The sequence below is a fragment of the Flagellimonas sp. HMM57 genome, from assembly GCF_021390175.1.
Lineage (GTDB): Bacteria > Bacteroidota > Bacteroidia > Flavobacteriales > Flavobacteriaceae > Flagellimonas.
Genome location: NZ_CP090004.1, coordinates 3,279,561 through 3,299,559, shown reverse-complemented (window position 1 = coordinate 3,299,559; position 19,999 = coordinate 3,279,561). Strand labels below are relative to the sequence as shown.

Below are 19,999 nucleotides of genomic sequence, written 5' to 3'. Positions count from 1 at the left end.
TACAAACATCACTCTTTAAAAGAAATATTACTACTTTTTGAGTTAAAAAGATTAATTTCATCTATGATTTTAGAACAGCTTTATTCTTATCAAAATTTCAAGGAAATAGGTCATAATCTCATAGATTTGTTGACAGAACATCTTCAAAAAACCTCTTCTGGCAATAACCAAAAAACCATAAGCTGGAACGAACCCGAAGACGAACTCGATTTCTGGAAAGAGTTTATGGAAAATGGAGATGAAAACGACTTTTTCAACCATATCTTAACAAGGACCACGCATACGCATCACCCAAAATATGTTGGGCATCAAGTTGGTGTAACGGCCCCAATGACCGTTTTGACAGGTATGCTCAGTAATCTGTTGAACAATGGCATGGCAGTCTATGAAATGGGAATGTCTCCAAATGCCATTGAACGTATAGTAACAGAAAAATTATGTGAAGCCATTGGGTACGATTCAAAATCAGGGGGTTTTTTGACTTCAGGCGGAACTTTGGCCAATCTCACTGCTTTACTTGCTGCAAGAAAAGCCAAGGTAGCACATGATGTTTGGAATGAAGGACACACCCAACCACTAGGGATACTGGTTTGCGAAGAAGCACATTACTGCGTGGATAGAGCCGCAAAAATTATGGGATTGGGTGAAAAAGGTATCATAAAAGTTCCAGCTGGTGAAAACTTTGCCATGGATACCGGTCAATTGGAAGCTTATTACCAAGAAAGTATATCAAAAGGCATAAAAGTATTTGCAATTGTGGGCAGTGCTCCTTCAACCGCAACAGGTGCTTATGACAATTTGGAGGCCATTCAAGAGTTTGCCCAGAAATATAACCTTTGGTTTCATGTGGACGGTGCCCATGGCGGAGCTGCCATATTTTCCGAAAAACACAAGCATCTCCTTGAAGGTGCTGAAAAAGCGGATTCTATGGTCATTGATGGCCATAAAATGATGATGATGCCAACCATAACCACAGCCTTGTTATTTAAAAATAAAACACATTCCGATCATACCTTTAGTCAAAAAGCAGATTATCTTCTAAACGATACCGAAGAAGACGAATGGTACAACAGTGGACGAAGAACCTTTGAATGTACCAAAAACATGATGTGCATGCACTGGTTCATTCTGTTGAAAATGTACGGGGAACAAGCATTTGATACCTATGTGACCCGTCAATATGATCTGGCACAGGAATTTTCGGAAATGATTTTAAAGGAAACCAATTTTGAAATTGCGACCAACCCTATGTCCAATATCTTATGTTTTAGATATGTAGACGATAAACTTTCCCCTGAAGAATTAAACCATTTGAATCAGTCTATCCGCAAAGAACTATTGGAAGATGGTGAATTCTATTTAGTGCAGACCAAACTTAATGGGATACACTATCTAAGGACAACTTTGATGAACCCGTTCACGACCTTAGACCATCTAAACTTGCTACTAAAAAAAATCAAAGTAAGTGCCATGGAGTTACTAGCTGTTAAGATCAACCGATAGATTCCAATATTTTTTCCTCATTTTTCTTACGCGAAAAGTTGATAGCACATTCTATTAGCGCCAAATGTGAATACGCCTGTGGAAAATTACCCAACAAACGCTTTGTTTTAAAATCGATATCTTCACTAAAGAGACCCAAATGATTACTATACCCCAATAATCGTTCAAAATGTTCCAAGGCTTTCTCCTCCTCTCCTATTTTGAACAGGCTGTTGATGAACCAAAAGGTGCAAATGGTAAACGACGATGAGGGCAATCCAAAATCATCTTCATTTTTATACCGATAGAGCAATCCATCATTGCTTAAATCTGTTTCAATTGCTTTGACCGTGCTCACAAATTTTGGGTCTTTGGCATGTATAAAACCATAAGATTCCATCAACAGCACAGAAGCATCTAAATGATTGGAACCGTAGGATTGTACAAATGCATTGACCTCATTGTTCCATGCATTTTCATGAATATCCGCTTTCATTTCTTGTTCCAAAGCAGTCCATTTTTCAATTTTTCGCTCTTTTCCAAAAATCCTGGCCACTTTTATCGCCCTATCTATCGCCACCCAGCACAGTACTTTGGAGAATGTAAAGTGCCTGTCCTCTTCCCTAAACTCCCAGATGCCTTTATCGGGTTCTCTCCAGTGCTTGCTTACAATCCAAACAATTCCTTTGGTAATGCTCCACAACTCTTCCCCATTTTCTATGTCATTGCTAAACTTCACCAATTGCTCGTAAATCACATCCATTAGAATGCCATAGATATCATTTTGCTTTTGCATGTAAGCCGCATTACCAATTCGAACAGGTTTGGAACCTTTGTACCCATCCAAATGGTCCAAGGTATGTTCCGTAAGCTTTTTCTCTTTATTAATGCCATACATGATCTGAAGCTTTTCGTCTTTGTCCGGCATCAAATCAATAATAAACTGCAAATACCTTTTGGCGGAGTTTCTATGTCCAAGCTCAGAGACTACTTTAATTACCATAGAGGCATCACGTATCCAGCAAAAACGATAGTCCCAATTGCGTACTTCGCCTATAGTTTCTGGTAAAGATGTAGTAGCTGCTGCCAAAACAGCACCTGTTTTATCATAGGTCAGCATTTTAAGGGTAATCGCACTTCTTATGATTTCTTTATTGAACTGCTTATAGGTTGGGGTTCTATCCGCCCAATCCAACCAATAAGTTTTGGTGCGTTCCAACTCCAACGACATTTTCTCCGTAGTTGGCCTTAAAATCTTTTCGTTGTAACATATCAGAAAGTACCCATCTTCCTTTAATGCTATTTCCTTTCCATCCAATACCGCATTCTTATCAAAAGAAGTATATAAAAACAAGGTGTCGAACTTTTTCTTACTAGTCAGGCTGACAATGAAATCAGTTTTAGCGTGATTGGTGGTCTGCCCCTGGGCATATTCTAGCTTAGGATTATAGAGTACTCTAAGTTTTGGTGAGCCAGATATATGTTTTAAATAGCGTACAATCTCTGGAGGGGCATTGTATTTACCTGTAAGCTTGTAATACCTTGGCATAAAATCATGCACTTCAAAGGTATTGTCGCCGTCGGAGTATCTGGTAACCAAAATAGCTGTGTTTCTGTGGTATTCTTGTTGTATTTCGTAATCGCTATCCGTTTTAATTTCGAAACTTCCTCCCTTTTCATTGTCCAAAAGCTTTGCAAATACGGAAGTTGAATCAAATTGGGGCAGACAGCACCAGTCCAAAGACCCATCTTTGGAAATTAGGGCCGCACTCCTACAATTTCCTATAATTCCATAGTTTAAATTATCCATAGGCTAAATATCTTCTAAAAGAAGTCTTGTCAAATTGTTTTTACGGTTCAATTTGTCGAAATTTAAAGAAATTAAATAGTAAAATACGGCAAACGCATTCATTTTATGGGCAAAACTATCATAATCTCAAATCGCTTACCAGTTCAATTACAAATTAGCAATGGAAGTATAAATGCGACGCCCAGTGTTGGTGGTTTGGCCACTGGTATGAAATCCGTTCATAGTGGCGGAGAAAGCCTGTGGATCGGTTGGTCTGGCCTTACAGACGAGGAAACTCCCGTTGCCCTTGAAAATGAAATAGATAAAGCCTTGGAGAAGCATAGTTGCGCCAAAGTTAAACTTACGGAAAATGAAATTGAAGGCTTCTATTTTGGATTTAGCAATAGAACGGTCTGGCCATTGTTCCACTATTTTTCGGAATATACCGAGTTTGAATTGGAGTTTTGGAACACCTACAAATCGGTTAACCAAAAATTTGCAGATGCCATTATAGAAAAATCAAATGAAGATGATACCATTTGGGTACATGATTATCAATTAATGCTGGTTCCCCAAATGGTCAGGGAAAAACGCCCAAATACTTCGATTGGTTTCTTTTTGCACATTCCTTTTCCATCTTATGAAATTTTCAGGACACTGCCTTGGCGAGAAGAAGTGCTGGAAGGATTATTGGGCTCTGACCTTATCGGTTTCCATACGTACGATTATGAGCGGCATTTTTTAAGCTCTGTACGAAGATTACTAGGCTTGGATGTTAGCTTCAATGATGTGTATTTGGAGAACAGGGTCATAAAGGTGGACTCTTTCCCTATGGGAATAGACTATAAAAAATTTGCAAACGCCGCTAAAAAACATGATTCCAATGGGTTTGATTCAGACCTACAAAAAAAATTGAACAGCCATAAAGAATCTGCTCCTGGTACCAAACTTATCTTATCCATAGATCGTTTAGATTACAGTAAGGGTATTGCAAAACGCATAAACGCTTTTGAATATTTTCTGACCAAGTATCCTGAATACAAAGAAAAAGTACGCCTTATCATTCTAGCCGTTCCTTCCAGATCCAATGTACCACAATACCAATTATTAAAAAGGGAAATTGATGAATTGGTAGGTAGAATCAATGGGGAACTATCAACCGTTAATTGGACCCCAATCTGGTATTTCTATCGTTCCTTGCCTTTTGAAAACCTTATTGACCTATATGCCTCAAGCGATATCGCATGGTTAACGCCTCTTCGTGATGGCATGAATTTGGTCGCCAAAGAATATATTGCTACACGTACGGATAAAACCGGTGTTTTGATCTTAAGTGAAATGGCGGGTTCTGCAAATGAAATGAATGAAGCGTTACTTATTAATCCGAATAATTTTGAACAACAAGCAGATACCTTGGTCACTGCACTAAAAATGCCCAAAGAAGAGCAAATATCACGTAACACATTTTTACAAAAACGACTGGAACGATACAATGTAGAGGTCTGGGCCAATGAGTTTATGAGCGCTTTAAACGCCAAGAGTGAAGAGAACGAAACTTTTGTATCCCAAAAAATGTCGGATATTATTCTAAGTCAAATCCAAAAGGATTACAACAACGCAAAAAAAAGACTCTTATTTCTAGATTATGACGGTACACTTGTGGGTTTTCATAAAGACCCACAAAAAGCTTCCCCAGATGATGAACTTTACACCCTACTGGATAAGTTGCACAACCAAGAGAATACAACCTTATTTCTTATTAGTGGTAGGGACAAGCAAACGTTCTCCAAATGGTTCCTCTCTAAAAAATACAACATGATCGTTGAACATGGCGTATGGATTTCTACCAAAGGCGAAGAATTTAAACTTCTAGAAAAAGTAAAGGGAGAATGGATGGAGAAAATAAAACCGGTCCTTGAATCCTTTGTCGATAGAACACCAGGTTCTTTTATTGAAGAAAAAAATTATTCCCTAGCTTGGCATTATAGAAATACCGACCCCGATTTTGGCACTAAACGAGCAACAGAGCTAAATACGGTACTGACCAGTCTCATTGGCAATGACGATATTAGTGTTTTGAACGGTAATAAAGTAATGGAGGTCAAGAGTAGCAATGTGAACAAAGGAAGGGCCTCAGTACGCATGTTAGGGGAAGATGATTATGATTTTATTATGGCCATTGGAGATGATTGGACAGATGAATTTATGTTCCAAGAGCTGCCTCAATCTTCTGTAACCATAAAAGTGGGACTTAAGAAAACCCAGGCAAAGTACCATGTGGAAAACACAAAAAGAGTTAGGAACTTACTTAATAGATTAATTGAATGAAGCAGTTATTTTCTGTAACACTGTTTTTATTTATGAGCTGTGCTATACAGGGACAGACAAACACGGACGTTTACCTTTTTGATTTAGAGATAAAAGGAGGTGAACCCGTTTTATCCAATCCAAAAAATATTTCCAATAATGATGGTTACGATAATCAACCATCATTTTTGAACGATAATACCGTAGTCTATTCGGCAACCAGAAATAATCAAACCGATATTCTGAGATTCAATATCGAAGCGGGCAGCACCACGTCTTGGATTACCAACACACCTGATGGTAGTGAATATTCCCCGTTAAAAGTTCCAAATAAGAAGGCTATTTCTGCCATTCGGTTAGATTTGGATGGACTGCAACGGTTGTACGAATACGATATCCAAACAGGAGACTCCAAAGAAATTTTAAAGGATTTAAAAGTAGGGTATCACGTATGGTACAATGACCATATTTTGGTTTCAACCATTTTGGTCGAAGGCCGTATGGATTTGGTGGTAAACAACCTAAAAGATGGCACAAACCAGACCTTTCAAAAGAATGTAGGTCGTAGTCTTTGGAAAATTCCCGATTCGGATTTGATAAGCTATATCAGTAAAGAAAAAGAAGTTTGGGAGATAAAATCCCTAAATCCAGTTTCTGGAGCCACAAAAAAAATAACGAATACCTACAAAAATGCCGAGGATATGTGCTGGTTGAACAGTACTATTATTTTGGCAGGGGCAGAAAAGTCGGTTCTAAAATATGATACAAGCCTGGACATTAATTGGCAACCCGTTATCACTTTTAAACAGGATGAAATCAATAACATCAGTCGTATTGCCGTAAATCCAGCAGGAAACCGTTTGGCTTTTGTAGCCGAAGAATCTCCAGCAAACATTGTTCAAAAACAACTCGATGCTTACAATGCCAGAGACATCCAAGCCTTCATGGATACCTATTCGGAGAATGTAAAACTCTATGAATATCCGAATACTTTGTTCATGGAAGGGCAAAATAAGATGAAAGAAAGTTACCATTCTTATTTTGAAAATACCCCAGACCTAAACTGCCAAATCAAAAACAGAATAGTAATTGGCAACAAGGTGATAGATGAAGAATATATTACTGCAAATGGCTCCAACTTCAGCGCTGTTGCGATTTACGAGGTAGAAAATGGTAAAATTGCCAAAGTAACCTTTTTACGATAAATTGCATTCCAATTCAACACTTACGTAATTCACTTAAAAATGAAATCCATACTCGTAGCCTCACTTTTTGTTTTTGCAGCATCACTTTTTGCCCAAACTGATACCAGAATCTATGATATCATAAATGATGTATCGGCAGAGCGCATAGAAAAAGATGTAACCACACTTGTAAATTTTGGTACTAGGCATACGCTAAGCGATACCATTTCACAAACTAGTGGCATTGGAGCGGCACGAAGGTGGATAAAATCCGAATTTGAGAAAACATCGTCCAATTGCGACGGCTGTCTTGAGGTTTTTTACCAAAAAGATTTGGTCAAAAAAGATGAAGGACGGCGCATCACTAAAGATGTTTGGATCGTGAACGTGGTGGCCATCCAACGGGGTACCAAGTATCCAAACCGGTTCATTATTATGAGTGGCGATATTGATTCCAGAGTAAGCGATGCTAATGATTTCACATCCGATTCTCCAGGAGCAAACGATAATGCAAGTGGTATGGCAGGCACTCTTGAAGCCGCTCGTGTCCTTTCAAAATACAAGTTCGAAAGCAGCATTATTTATGTTGGATTGTCCGGTGAAGAACAGGGGCTATATGGTGGAAAAGGTTTGGCAGCTTATGCAAAAGAGAAAGGTTGGGATATCGTAGGTGTCCTAAACAACGATATGATTGGCAATATTACTGGAGTAGATGGTGTAATCAGTAACCGCGATTTTAGGATTTTTTCAGAACCTGTTCCACCTACCGAAACTGAGCAACAAAGACGTGCAAGACGTTTTTATGGCGGCGAAGTAGATGGGATTTCCCGTCAGCTGGCACGATATGTTCACAAAACAACAAAAACCTATATGCCAGAGATGAACCCGACGCTCATTTACCGTTTGGATAGATTTGGACGTGGAGGGCACCATAGACCTTTTAATGATGCTGGCTTTGCGGGAATCCGAATCATGGAAGCTCACGAAAACTATACCCAGCAACATCAAGATATTAGAACAGAAAATGGAATTGCCTACGGCGATGTTTTGGAACATGTGAACTTTGAATATGCAAAAAAGCTGACCGCAGTAAATGCTATCAATTTGGCATCTATAGCATGGGCTCCCCCAGCGCCTACCAGAGTTGAAATCGGTGGTATTGTAGAGCCGTCTGCAAAACTCAAGTGGAGTAAAGTTGAAGGTGCAATTGGCTATAAAATCTATTGGAGAGATACTACTTCGCCAACTTGGGACAACTACAAATACGTGAAGGACTTTACAGGACATGTCCTTGAAGGCATTGTAATCGACAACTATTTTTTTGGAGTGGCCGCTGTTGGAAAAAATGGTCATGAAAGTCCAGTAACTTTTCCTAATGCAGTTTTTAGGTAATAAATTTCATTTTAACTTGTAAATATTGTCATCCTGAGCCTGTCGAAGGATAATTTAAAATTTTTGAAATGATAAAGATTAATCAGAATACTTTATTGATACTACTTACACTAAGCATTGTATCAATTGCAAATGCCCAAAACTTTACCAAAAGTGACACATTAAGGGGTAGCATTACACCTGAAAGGGCTTGGTGGGATTTAAACTACTACGACCTCAACATTAAAGTGCAACCAGATAAAGAATTCATTGCAGGTTACAATATCATCAGATACAAGGTTTTGGAGGAATCCGATGTCATTCAGATAGACCTTCAGGAACCCATGAAGATTGATGCGGTTGTACAGGACAAAGAAGATTTAAACTATAGTTCTTATGGAAATGCGCATTTCATACATCTAAAGAAAAAACAGGTGCCTGGGGAGTTCAACAAATTGTACGTTCAGTTTTCAGGTCACCCCAGAAAAGCCATAAGAGCACCTTGGGACGGCGGTTTTTCATGGAAGAAAGATAGTAATGGGAAACCATTTGTTGCCACTTCTTGTCAAGGGTTGGGTGCCAGTGTTTGGTGGCCTAACAAAGACCATATGTACGACGAAGTGGACAGCATGCGAATAGCCATCGATGTCCCAAAAGATTTAGTGGCCGTGGCCAACGGCAGATTACGGGAAGAATATGAGTATGAGTTTGGTGGGTATAAATTGTACGACTGGTTTGTAGCAAACCCAATCAATAATTATGGGGTAAACGTGAATATTGGCGATTATGTTCATTTTGGTGAAACATATGAGGGCGAAAAGGGCACTTTGGATTTGGATTATTATGTCTTGAAGGACAATTTGAAAAAAGCAAAGGAACAGTTTAAGCAAGTTCCGTTGATGTTAAAGGCCTTTGAACATTGGTTTGGTCCCTATCCTTTTTACGAGGACAGTTTTAAACTAGTGGAAGTTCCCTATTTGGGCATGGAGCACCAAAGTTCCGTTACATATGGAAATCAATATAAAAATGGATATCTGGGCAGGGATTTATCAGGGTCGGGATGGGGCTTAAAGTTTGATTTTATCATCATCCACGAGGCAGGTCACGAATGGTTTGCCAACAACATTACCTATAAAGATATTGCCGACATGTGGATTCACGAGGGATTCACGGCCTATTCCGAAAACCTGTATCTGGATTATCATTTTGGAAAAGAAGCTTCGGCTGCATATGTCATTGGTACGCGTGCCAATATCAAAAACGATAAACCCATTATTGGCACCTACAATGTGAATTCTAGGGGTTCGGGTGACATGTATTACAAAGGTGCCAATATGCTACACACGTTAAGACAATTGATAGAGGATGATGAATTGTGGCGAAAAACACTTAGAGGCCTTAATGAAGAATTCTACCACCAAACCGTAACTACAGAGCAGATTGAAAATTACATCAGTAAAAAGACCAAAAAAGACCTTTCGGCTTTTTTCAATCAATATTTGCGAACTACTATGATACCTAAGTTGGAGTACAAGTTCGATGGCAAATCCATAACATATCGCTATGTGGATATTGTCAAGGATTTTGATATGCCCGTTCGTGTTTTTGTGGACGAAAAAGAAAAATGGCTTTTTCCATCAAAAGACTGGAAAACCGAAAAACTAAAGAACGAAAAAGTGGTTTTTGATGATAATTTTTATATCCGACATCAAAAGGTCTAATCCTAAAAAATGGAGGTTCGATGAAAATTTATTTTCCCCAGTGGCAAGGCTCTGGAAATGGGGTTCAAATTGAAGCCGGGGCCAAAACGATATTGGATTATCTAAATGACCCAGATTTTGTTCAAGTGCCGCTTTCCACACTGGATGCTGGTAAAACGGACACACAGAAATTCAGTATTACTAATTACGATGCGATTGTTGAACAGTTGACCCGACTCAAACAGACGATTTTAGAAGAAAGTCCTTCTACAATACAAACCATTGGCGGAGATTGTGGTTTGGAAATTGTACCAGTTTCTTATCTCAACCAAAAATATCCAGATTTAGGGGTTATCTGGTTCGATGCCCATGCAGATATCAACAGACCCTGTGAATCTAGTAGTTGCAATTTTCATGGGATGCCTTTGCGTACGCTTTTAGGGGAAGGTGAAAAAGAGATGGATTCGTTGTTGTTCAGTACGATACAAGATTATCAGATTCACTACGTTGGCCTGAGGAATATCGATGAGAAAGAAAAAATCCGATTGGAAAAGGGCAATATCTACCACCCTATAGCATTGGGTGTTCAGAATTTAGTACAAACCCTTCAATCGAAAAACATCAAAAACATTTATCTACATTTTGATTTTGATTGTTTGGAGCCTTCCGATTACAATAAGACCTACTACCAAGTGTCCAATGGCATAAAAATTAAGGAGGCAGAGCACTGTATTGCAACGTTAAAAGAGAATTTCAACGTTGTTGGCACTAGTATTTTGGAATCGATTACTGAAAATCAACAAGAACTGGAACCGATTCATAAAATTATCAAACTTTTAATAACGTAGTGTTATGGGAATTCTCCGCTACCGCCAGTCTGTGACTAGTGGCGAGTATGAGAAAGAAAACCATGTACTACAACTGGTTTTTACAAAAAATAGGTTTAGATTAACTTTGACCCCACCAGTTGCAAACTGGCGGTAGCAGGGGTAAAGCTATACCAGCACTCCAAAAGATATTTGAGAGCAAAGGAATAAGAAGAACTCAAAGTCAGCTTAAAAAACAGGCTAGAGAGGGTCTTTAAAAATTTAAGAATATGAAGAAATTATACGGATGTTTCGCTTTTTCAATATTTATATTGATTGGTTGCAATTCTAACGACAAAAATGAGAGTCTACAGATAGGTATTGTAAATGATGTTTTTTTGGAACTAGTAGGCGACATTCACAAATACCAGACCTATGAGGATTTTGAAAAAGAATATTATATGAAAACAACTGATTCTTTGACCTATGAACAGCTTTATTCTAAATACAATAATCAAGATAAAAAGTTCTTGGCCAATGGAAAAATACTATTGGATAATCACCTGAAGAAATTAGATTCAAATGACATAGAACAATTGTACGTTGGAGATTTATATGATGAATTCATAGTAGGCAATCAGACTAGTATTGAATTTGATATAAATCAAATCACTAAGAAAGGGAATTATGAAGTGTTGAATGGATCTTCAAATAATATAGAAGTTGGAAATGGTGTTTCTAGAGTCGGTTTTTCGAGAGCATATTTTAACTATGCTGGCGATAAAGCGATTTTATTTTTTGAGATTTTCTGTGGCGAATATTGCTATAAAAAAAAGATAGTCACTGTTAAAAAGCATGCAGGTTCTGGAAAATGGGTAATAATAGATAGAAATACGTTGGAAGTAGCATAACTTGATTTATCACTACTCCCCCTAGCCCCTCCCGCTACCGCTAGATTGCCCAGAAGGTAAAGGAGTAAAACATACTTATGTTGATGCTGATGGAAATGAGCTTGGAATAAGATGGGATTTTAGAGACGATAGCACAAGGCATGGTTTGTACTCTGGAGCAGGTTCTATAACTGATGCAGTAGGAGATTATGATTTTTCTTTTCAGCCTATTGATTTAGCTGATGCTATTGCTAAAGAGCACGATATTAACTATGCAAATGCTCAAACAGAATCTGATATTTTTGGTTATGTAGAAGATACTAGGACTTTAGATGCTGATAACATTATGGTAAACAAAGTGAATAGTGTTTTAGGATCTTCTGCGCCATTGGCAAGACAATTTGGACTGGAAACTCCTTTTAGGGGAGGGTTTTCAGCAGAAATGACTACTGCATTAGGAGGACAAAGTATTTTTATTGGAATATTATCTAATTATAAGCAATGGAAATCGAAAACTCTTAAAAGTTTTGGCTTTAGTCCTGATAAACCACAGGATATTGCAAGGATATCCATTATGCAAGATAATAACTATTCCAGCTATTCAAGAAGCCAAGGAAATGCAAGAGCTACGATTATAAGAACGGCAGAGGAAATGAGGCGTAGCGGACAATAAAATTTTATATTTATGAAATCTATATTATTTGCAATATTATCAATAGCTTTTTTTGCTTGTAGTAATCAGCCTATAACAATTACAAAAGATAAAATTGTTAATGGAAATTGGAGTCCAGACCCAAGAGAGGGAAGGAATGGAATGACTGTACAAAAAGTAACTGTAATAAACGATTCTATTGATTATTATTTAGATAAAGGCTTTTTAAATGACGGCTATTTTCTAGGCAACTCTTCATTCCATTATAGAACTCACTTTGGTAAAAGAGAAGTGAAAGAAGTAAATTTTGATAGTGAATATGATTGGAAATGGATTGATGTTAAGAATAAGAGTGAAATCAGCAAAATTGGTTTGTTAGAAAATGATACTTGTTATAAGTTCTCTGGTTTGACAAACAATACAAAGTTTTTTTTATATGTGTATATCGATGAAAAAGGATTCCCTCATCAATACGCAGTCAATAAATCAAATTATTAAATTACGAGAAAAATGTATCAAAGACCACCTTTAACGAGGTGGTTTTTTATGTGTAAGATTCCCCCCGCTACCGCTAGATTGCATCTAGTGGGAGTACAGCAAGGGTGAGCATAAGATGAACCACGGCAGTTTTGTTGTGGTTTTTTAATCTTATGGATTTAGGGAAATATCTTTAAAAAATTCGTTAAGTGTCATCTCATGGGCATCCAATATTTTTAAGAAACTGGCAAAGGTAAAATTAGTACCCTTTTCCATACGCCAGTACTGCATGCGGGATATACCAAATTCAATGGCAAAATTTTCGTAGCTTGAATAGCCCTTTTTTATTCTTAGGGTTTCCAACTTTTTGGCAATCGCCATAATTCTAGGGTCCAATTCTTTTTTTTTATCGTCTTCTTGCTTTGCCATCAGATTCTTTTAATGATAACAAAGCTGAGGTTTTAAAAATACTCATGTTACATCATATAAATTACCACATTTATAAACATTTTATTTATTTTTGCCTCATGCAAGACCATCACGCAAAAGAGAACAGACTTTCAGAATACATGACGGACTCTTATGGTTCACCGGAAGAGTTATCCTTAATTCTTAATTCATGTATTGAGATGCTTTTTTATTTAGAAGAAGGTGTTTTTGATCGCCGAGAGGTACAAAATGTGGTTTCCGTTCTAAAAGATGTTATCATCTTGCTTAAGCAACAAGGATGGTAAACTACTTTCGTTCCCCCGCTCCCGCTGGTCTGTGACTAGTGGCGTACCAGATATGTAAACATATTTTCGAGTATACTAGCTTGTTATAGGTTTTATATTTTTAGGGCATTAGCTGAGATTGAAAATCTCAGTTTTTAGGTCAATTCCAAATTGGATACTGTTGTAGCCACCAGTTGCAAACTGTCGGTAGCGGGGGTAACTGGTGGAAAGCAAGCGTTAGAAAACAATAGAAAAGGCCAGCTTAAAAAAGGTCATCGGCACTTATACTAAGCAAGAATTCGCAAAATCAACTTACTATGCCTAAATTTAGGCAACAACGCAATATACCGACCCATGAAGTTTTCTACATCCATTTTCGTTTACTTTTCTGTATTGACACTTTTATTTCCCTTAACCGGTCTTTCGCAAAAACTAAGCCAAGAAAAATTAAATAGTACTGCCCAAGCGTACACGTTAAGCTCTTTTGGAACTTTAAAAGAATTGCTCAGCATTCCAAACGATGCCTTTTATCCCGAGGAAATCGAAAAAAATGTGCAATGGTGCGAAAGTGCCTTTAGTGCCAGAGGTTTTACTGCAACCCGAATTCCAACAGCAACTGTTCCCTTGTTATTGGCCGAACGAAAACATAAAAAAGCCAAAAAAACGGTACTCATTTATCTGCAAATCGATGGACAACCTGTAGACTCGACGCGATGGTTTCAAGAAAGTCCGTACAAACCTGCCCTTAAAAAAATGGACGGTAACGGGGAATGGAAAGAAATTCCATGGAATACCATTGAAAACTACGAGGATGATTGGCGTGTTTTCGCAAGGGCTGCAAGCGATGCAAAAGGACCGGTCGCTATGTTTCTTGCTGCTTTGGATGCTGCGGAGGATTTAAACATCAATCCAAACTACAACATTAAGGTAATTATGGATTTTGAAGAGGAACTGGGCTCTCCACATCTTCCAAAGGCGGTAACGGATAACAGCGAACTTTTAACAGCGGATATGCTCATTATCTTTGATGGCCCCCGGCATATTACCAACAAACCTACATTAACCTTCGGTGCCAGAGGGATTTCCACGATACAATTAACGACTTATGGCCCCGTAGTGCCACAACATAGTGGACATTTTGGGAATTATGCACCAAATCCTGCCTTGCGACTTTCTAAATTGTTGGCTTCCATGAAAGACGATGAAGGTCGGGTCACCATCCCAGATTTTTATAACGGTATCGACATCGACCAGGCTACCGAAAACATCTTAAAGGCCGTTCCCGATAACGAAGCACAGATAAAGGAGCGCCTTCAGATTGCCGAAACCGATAAGGTGGGCAGGTATTATCAAGAAGCGATTCAATATCCTTCGTTGAACATTAGGGGCATGCAATCCGGTTGGATCAATGAAAAAGTGCGCACCATTGTTCCGGGATGGGCCAGAGCGGAAATCGATGTGCTTTTGGTTTTGGAATCTGACCCAAACCGTCTTATTGATTTAATCAAAAAACATATAGCCGATCAAGGATACCATGTATTGGACAGGGAACCGACCAAAGAAGAGCGGTTACAACATCCTAAAATTGCTACCATGACACATGAGATTTCCTATCAATCCTTTAGAACTAATTTTGATTCCGAAGTAGGACTATGGTTGACTAGTGCCCTCAAAAATGCCTTTGGTGAAGACCCCATTCGCATACGCATGAGCGGTGGTTCCATTCCTATCTCACCGTTCGTGAATACGTTGGGTATTCCGGCAGTGACGGTACCCACAGTGAACCGTGACAACAATCAGCATAGCCCCAATGAAAATTTGAGGTTGGGCAATTATAGGGAAGGCATCAAAACCATGATAGCTATTTTAGCGGAAAGGTTATAAGTTTTCTCGTTTAATCCATTATAACAATCAACGTAATCAGTTTCGTTTTGCTATGGGAAGCTTTGAAATAACGGACCAAATGGGGCGCATGATACAAATAACAAAACCTGTATCGCGAATCGTTTGCCTTAACCCTTCCCAAACAGAAACATTGGTTGATTTGGGGTTAGAAGAATCATTGGTCGGTATTACCAAATTTTGTATCTATCCAGATTATCTTCGAAAAACCAAGACGGTAGTCGGTGGTACCAAGAACATCAACTATGATAAAATCAAAAGCCTAAAACCGGATATTATTCTTTGCAATAAAGAGGAGAATAGTAAAGAAATCGTGGAGGCCTTGGAAAAAGAGTATCCTGTACATGTTACGGATGTGGGTTATTTGACCGAAGCTTTGGAAATGATTCGCCAATACGGGCAACTGTTCGATTGTACGGAAAAAGCTTCTGAGCTATGCACGCATATTTTAGCTGAAAAATTGGAATTCGAATCCATAATTTCAACAGCATCAAAATACAGGGTAGCCTATTTTATTTGGCAAAATCCCTGGATGGTAGTTGGCAAAGGCACTTTTATTGACCATATGTTGGCACTTAACGGATATAGCAATGCCTTTGCAGAACAGGACAGATATCCCGTCATAGAACTCGATACCTTAAAAAATAAGGCTTTGGATTATATTCTGCTATCCTCAGAACCTTTTCCCTTTAATGAAGAACATAAACTGAAATTGGAGCAACAACTTGGTATTCCGGTAAAGTTGGTAAACGGAGAATTTTTCTCTTGGTACGGCTCACGATTACTAAGGGCATTTGACTATTTTAAATCACTACATGGACATTAAGGAATATTATTTTAAAAATGATTTGGAATGGCGGGATTGGTTGCATGAAAACCATCCCAATAAAGAAGGTATTTACCTTATCTTTTATAAGGTGGATCATCCCAAACCCAGCATGCGATGGGAGGAAGCGGTGCGTGTTGCACTATGTTACGGTTGGATAGACAGTACCGTAAAAAGTTTGGGCGATGGCAAAAGGCGCCAATACTTCTGCCCCCGAAAACCAAAAAGTGTTTGGAGCAAGGTCAACAAAGACCATATCAAGGGATTGACCAAAGCTAAACTAATGCACAAAAGCGGCTTAAAATCAATTGCGGTTGCCAAAGAAAATGGTTCCTGGACCGCTTTGGATGATGTCGAGAACGGAGTTATACCCGACGATTTGCAAAACGCCTTTGACAAAAACAAGGTCGCATGGGAAAATTTTCAAGGGTTTGCCCGTGGACAACGCAAAAGCTATCTCTATTGGTTAAACAGTGCAAAACGTGAAGAAACACGCCAAAAAAGGATAGCAGAGATTATTTCACTTTGCGAAAAGGGATTGAAGTTGAATTCTCGATAAACAACCCTTATCTAATTCACCTCTTTCAACAATTCTTCGATAGAACGTTCCAATTGTTGGTCAATCCCTTTATCGATGATATCTGGCATATTCTTTACCTTGATTATAGGTTCAGTCTGGTTGTTTTCCATCCACTCCCCTGCTTTGTTTTTGGCACTAACGGGTACCACTCCCCATCTTCCGCCATCGGGCAAACGTTCCCAACCTGCAAAACTGCACGTTCCCGGTACGGGCATTCCCACCGTTTTTCCGATCTTTAAGTCGGTATAACCACTTGCAAAGCAGTGTCCATCACTATACATGGATTCATTGAAAATAGCAAGTGTAGGCTTTGTCCATCTAGAAGTTGGCTCTCCTCCTACTTGCCTATCCTCCGTAGCGTAGGTAATAAAGGATTCACCAGTAAAGAACATGGCTAAATCGGCTACTAAATCACCACCACCATTAAAACGGGTATCCACGATAACTGCTTCTTTATCAAAAAACTTGCCCAACATGTACTCGTAGATATTGCGATAGGGACCATCGCTCATGCCAGGAATATGCACATAGCCCAGTTTTCCATTACTTTTCTCCTCTACCTCTTTCTCGTTTTGTTTTACCCATCTTTTGTACAATAGACGATTTTCTTGTGAGCGTGTGATAGGTTTTACCGTGATTTGCTTTCTTTTTCCCGTAGCTGGTTCAACGATATCCAGTAACGTAAACTGGTCTGCCAATCGATTGAGGTATTTGGCAACATCGCTATCCGCTAAAATAGTCTCCCCATTAATTTTTTCGATAATGGTACCTGGCGCAATCGAAAAGGCTGATTTATCAAGCGGACCTCCCTTAATGACTTCCGCAATCTTTATACCATCACCCTCATGGTCATAGTCCATAAATATTCCCAAACTAGCCGTAGCATCACCATTGGGAATGTTTCCGTTGTATCGACCTCCGGCATGGCTTACGTTCAATTCGCCTAAAAGTTCAGAAACCAGTTCAGCAAATTCATAGGAATTGCCCAAATGTGGAATGTATTTTTCGTATTCCTTACGAAGCATTTCCCAATCCTTTCCATGAAAATTGGAGTGGTAGAAAATTGCATTGGTACGTAGCCAAACATGCTCGAACATATGTTGACGCTCGGCATTGGTATCCAACTGCATTTCGGATTTCATTTTTACAGCTTCTGTCTTCCCTGCTTTTAAATCAACCTTCTTAATTTTTCCATCGCTAAGTAAAAATAGATTCTCCTGTTCTTTGTCCCATTCCAAACTAGCACGTTTGGCATTCAGGGAAATCAACATTTTGGTTTTCTTGGTGCGAAGTTCCGTTTCCCATAGATTCAGATTTTTTTCAAATCGGGCCAAATAGTACAATTTCTCGCCGTCTTTAGATAAAACTGCATCTGCCAGATTTGAGGAATGGATGGTCAAACGCGTTTTACGCTCGGTCATATCTTCCCAATCAAACTGTATCGGTTTTACCGTCTCCTTATCTTTTTTGTCGTCCTTCTTTCCTTTTTTCTTTTTTGAATCGGAAGTGTCTTCGTCTTTTTTATCATCCTTTTTATCTTCCAACAACTTCATCAAGTCATAATCTTCTTTGTTCATATTGAATTTGTCCCAACTTTCTTGGGTCAGGAACATGCTGTATACATCGCCTTGGGTTCTACCGCTGGTGGCGTAACTTTTAAGCCCGTCCCTGTTACTGAACCACAAAAGTTGATTTCCTTCATTCACCCATTTGGGTCGATAATCATAATATCCGCTTTGGGTAAGGTTTTCTTTTTTAGAACCATTGGCGGACATCAATAAAATTTCTCCATTGCTCAATGTAGCGCCCCAAGCGATCAACAACCATTTGCTATCTGGACTCCACTTAAAGTATTTGTCCCCATCGCTAAAATGATAAAGTTCTTTTGGTGTCAGTAAGGTCTTTTCCTCTTTGGTTTTCAAATTCAATACCTTCAAGGTTCTTCGGTCTTCTATATAGGCCATGTACGTGCCATCTGGGGAAAATTCTGCCAAATAACAATCTACATCTTTGCTGAGCAATGTTTCTTCCTTCAGCAAGGTAGCGGCAAAAAAATACGATTCCTCACTACGTACTTTTTTAGTTTGGTACAACTGCCATTTGCCATCACGTTCACTGGAATAGGCAACGGCATTTCCATCGGCCGTAAATTTTACAAATCGTTCTTGCTCTGGGGTATTTGTCAACCGTTTTGTTAAACCTCCTTCTATGGCAGTGACAAACACCTCTCCCCTGGCTATAAAAGCTATCTCTTTGCCATTTGGTGAAACTGCCATTTCAAGCACCCCTGAGTTAATGGAAATAAATTGGTCTGTATTTACACCATCTTGGGTTCGGATGATAATACTGACCTTTTCTGGGTCAGCCCCATCGGTAAGCGTATAAATTTCTCCATCGTAGCTAAAAGCCATGGTTCCATTGCCATAGGACAACGACCGAACTGGATGTGTTTTTAAATTCGTTACTGGTTGATTTTGAGAAGGATTGTCCAAGCTAAACTTGTGCACGTTGAAACTCCCGCTTTCTTCACTGAGATAGTATACCGTTTTTTCGTCTTTGGACAGCACTGGGTTTCTATCCTCGCCCCCAAATGTCGTAAGCATGGTATGCTTATCCTCATTTTTGCTATACATCCAAACATCCCGGGCTATTGCTGAAACATGATGCTTTCTAAATTCATTTTCATATCCTTTTTTATCATGATACAACAAAATACTACCCTCTGAACTTACCTGTACGTCTTGTGCTGGAACGGTCAATACCTGATTCACCTTACCCACATTGGAAGCTACTTCATAAAGCTCGGGTTGAGCGCTAGTGGGATATTGCCTATGCTTTACCGCATCTTGACGCACGGCACCGAATAAAACGGTACTATCATCATGCGAAAAGGTATAGGGTATTTCGTCATTGCTATGAAAAGTCAATCGGGTAGCTTCTCCTCCAAGAGCGTCCATTACAAACACATCAAAATTACCATACCGGTCAGAAGCAAAAGCAATCTGCTTGCCATCCTTGCTCCATGTTGCCTTATAATCATGGGCCTTATGATAAGTAAGCTGTGTTGCCGTGCCACCTGCTGATGGAACCCGAAAAAGATTTCCCTTGTAGGTAAAGACAATGGTACTTCCATCTGGGGAAATGGAAGGATAACGGGCCCATTTGGGATTGACCTGCCCTGTGGCGCATACGCTAAAAAGCAATAAAAATATGGCTGAAAAAGTTCTCATTTGACGTAGTTTGGAAATGTTGTGGAAGATAATGAATCCATTGCTTTTTAGTTGCGCATAAACGAAAAAAACTCTTACGTAATCTGGATA

At 39.0% G+C, this 19,999-nt stretch carries 16 protein-coding genes; 13 read left to right on the top strand and 3 right to left on the bottom strand.

Going from position 1 to position 19,999, the window contains the following annotated elements; genetic code table 11:
• Positions 1 to 63 precede the first annotated feature (63 nt).
• Entirely contained in the window at positions 64 to 1,503 is a 1,440-nt protein-coding gene (locus LV716_RS14605) for an aspartate aminotransferase family protein (protein ID WP_163418523.1), read from the top strand.
• Here the strand turns inward: LV716_RS14605 and LV716_RS14600 are convergent.
• A complete protein-coding gene (locus tag LV716_RS14600; protein ID WP_163418522.1) occupies positions 1,493 to 3,292 on the bottom strand; it encodes a glycoside hydrolase family 15 protein in 1,800 nt (599 codons plus the stop codon). The two genes, LV716_RS14605 and LV716_RS14600, sit on opposite strands and share 11 nt — an antisense overlap.
• A gap of 105 nt (positions 3,293 to 3,397) precedes the next feature.
• On the opposite strand from LV716_RS14600, the gene LV716_RS14595 reads away from it, so the two are divergent.
• From LV716_RS14595 to LV716_RS14560, 8 genes are all read left to right on the top strand, one after another.
• The gene (locus LV716_RS14595; protein WP_163418521.1) at positions 3,398 to 5,599 is read left to right on the top strand and encodes a bifunctional alpha,alpha-trehalose-phosphate synthase (UDP-forming)/trehalose-phosphatase; all 2,202 of its coding nucleotides are present in this window, start codon (positions 3,398 to 3,400) and stop codon (positions 5,597 to 5,599) included.
• Positions 5,596 to 6,783, top strand: a complete 1,188-nt coding sequence (locus LV716_RS14590; RefSeq protein WP_163418520.1) for a nuclear transport factor 2 family protein — start codon at positions 5,596 to 5,598, stop codon at positions 6,781 to 6,783. Before LV716_RS14595 ends, LV716_RS14590 begins: the two co-directional genes overlap by 4 nt.
• A gap of 39 nt (positions 6,784 to 6,822) precedes the next feature.
• The gene (locus tag LV716_RS14585) at positions 6,823 to 8,154 is read left to right on the top strand and encodes a M28 family peptidase (protein ID WP_163418519.1); all 1,332 of its coding nucleotides are present in this window, start codon (positions 6,823 to 6,825) and stop codon (positions 8,152 to 8,154) included.
• 68 nt (positions 8,155 to 8,222) lie between these two features.
• Positions 8,223 to 9,854 carry a M1 family metallopeptidase gene (locus LV716_RS14580; protein ID WP_163418518.1) on the top strand — a complete coding sequence of 544 codons (1,632 nt, stop codon included), beginning with the start codon at positions 8,223 to 8,225 and terminating at the stop codon, positions 9,852 to 9,854.
• Between the two features lie 20 nt (positions 9,855 to 9,874).
• On the top strand, positions 9,875 to 10,681 hold the full coding sequence (locus LV716_RS14575) for an arginase family protein (RefSeq protein WP_163418517.1): 807 nt from the start codon (positions 9,875 to 9,877) through the stop codon (positions 10,679 to 10,681).
• Between the two features lie 248 nt (positions 10,682 to 10,929).
• Positions 10,930 to 11,550: a hypothetical protein gene (locus LV716_RS14570; protein WP_163418516.1), complete on the top strand. Its 621-nt coding sequence runs from the start codon at positions 10,930 to 10,932 to the stop codon at positions 11,548 to 11,550.
• A 145-nt stretch (positions 11,551 to 11,695) separates the two neighbouring features.
• Positions 11,696 to 12,202 carry a hypothetical protein gene (locus LV716_RS14565; protein WP_163418515.1) on the top strand — a complete coding sequence of 169 codons (507 nt, stop codon included), beginning with the start codon at positions 11,696 to 11,698 and terminating at the stop codon, positions 12,200 to 12,202.
• A gap of 12 nt (positions 12,203 to 12,214) precedes the next feature.
• Positions 12,215 to 12,679 carry a hypothetical protein gene (locus LV716_RS14560; protein WP_163418514.1) on the top strand — a complete coding sequence of 155 codons (465 nt, stop codon included), beginning with the start codon at positions 12,215 to 12,217 and terminating at the stop codon, positions 12,677 to 12,679.
• A gap of 150 nt (positions 12,680 to 12,829) precedes the next feature.
• On the opposite strand, the gene LV716_RS14555 is transcribed toward LV716_RS14560, so the two are convergent.
• Positions 12,830 to 13,087: a helix-turn-helix domain-containing protein gene (locus tag LV716_RS14555; protein ID WP_163418513.1), complete on the bottom strand. Its 258-nt coding sequence runs from the start codon at positions 13,085 to 13,087 to the stop codon at positions 12,830 to 12,832.
• Between the two features lie 98 nt (positions 13,088 to 13,185).
• Between LV716_RS14555 and LV716_RS14550 the strand changes: the two genes are divergently transcribed.
• From LV716_RS14550 to LV716_RS14535, 4 genes are all read left to right on the top strand, one after another.
• Positions 13,186 to 13,392: a hypothetical protein gene (locus tag LV716_RS14550; RefSeq protein ID WP_163417931.1), complete on the top strand. Its 207-nt coding sequence runs from the start codon at positions 13,186 to 13,188 to the stop codon at positions 13,390 to 13,392.
• 333 nt (positions 13,393 to 13,725) lie between these two features.
• Positions 13,726 to 15,255, top strand: coding sequence for a M20/M25/M40 family metallo-hydrolase (locus LV716_RS14545; RefSeq protein WP_163418512.1), 1,530 nt, complete (start codon positions 13,726 to 13,728; stop codon positions 15,253 to 15,255).
• 88 nt (positions 15,256 to 15,343) lie between these two features.
• Positions 15,344 to 16,099, top strand: a complete 756-nt coding sequence (locus LV716_RS14540) for an ABC transporter substrate-binding protein (protein ID WP_233759151.1) — start codon at positions 15,344 to 15,346, stop codon at positions 16,097 to 16,099.
• Positions 16,089 to 16,658, top strand: coding sequence for a YdeI family protein (locus LV716_RS14535; RefSeq protein WP_163418510.1), 570 nt, complete (start codon positions 16,089 to 16,091; stop codon positions 16,656 to 16,658). The genes LV716_RS14540 and LV716_RS14535 overlap by 11 nt, the downstream gene beginning before the upstream one ends.
• Before the next feature lie 11 nt (positions 16,659 to 16,669).
• Here LV716_RS14535 and LV716_RS14530 read toward each other — a convergent pair whose 3' ends face one another.
• Complete coding sequence (locus tag LV716_RS14530; protein ID WP_163418509.1) at positions 16,670 to 19,909, bottom strand: S41 family peptidase; 3,240 nt, start codon at positions 19,907 to 19,909, stop codon at positions 16,670 to 16,672.
• Positions 19,910 to 19,999: the final 90 nt, after the last annotated feature.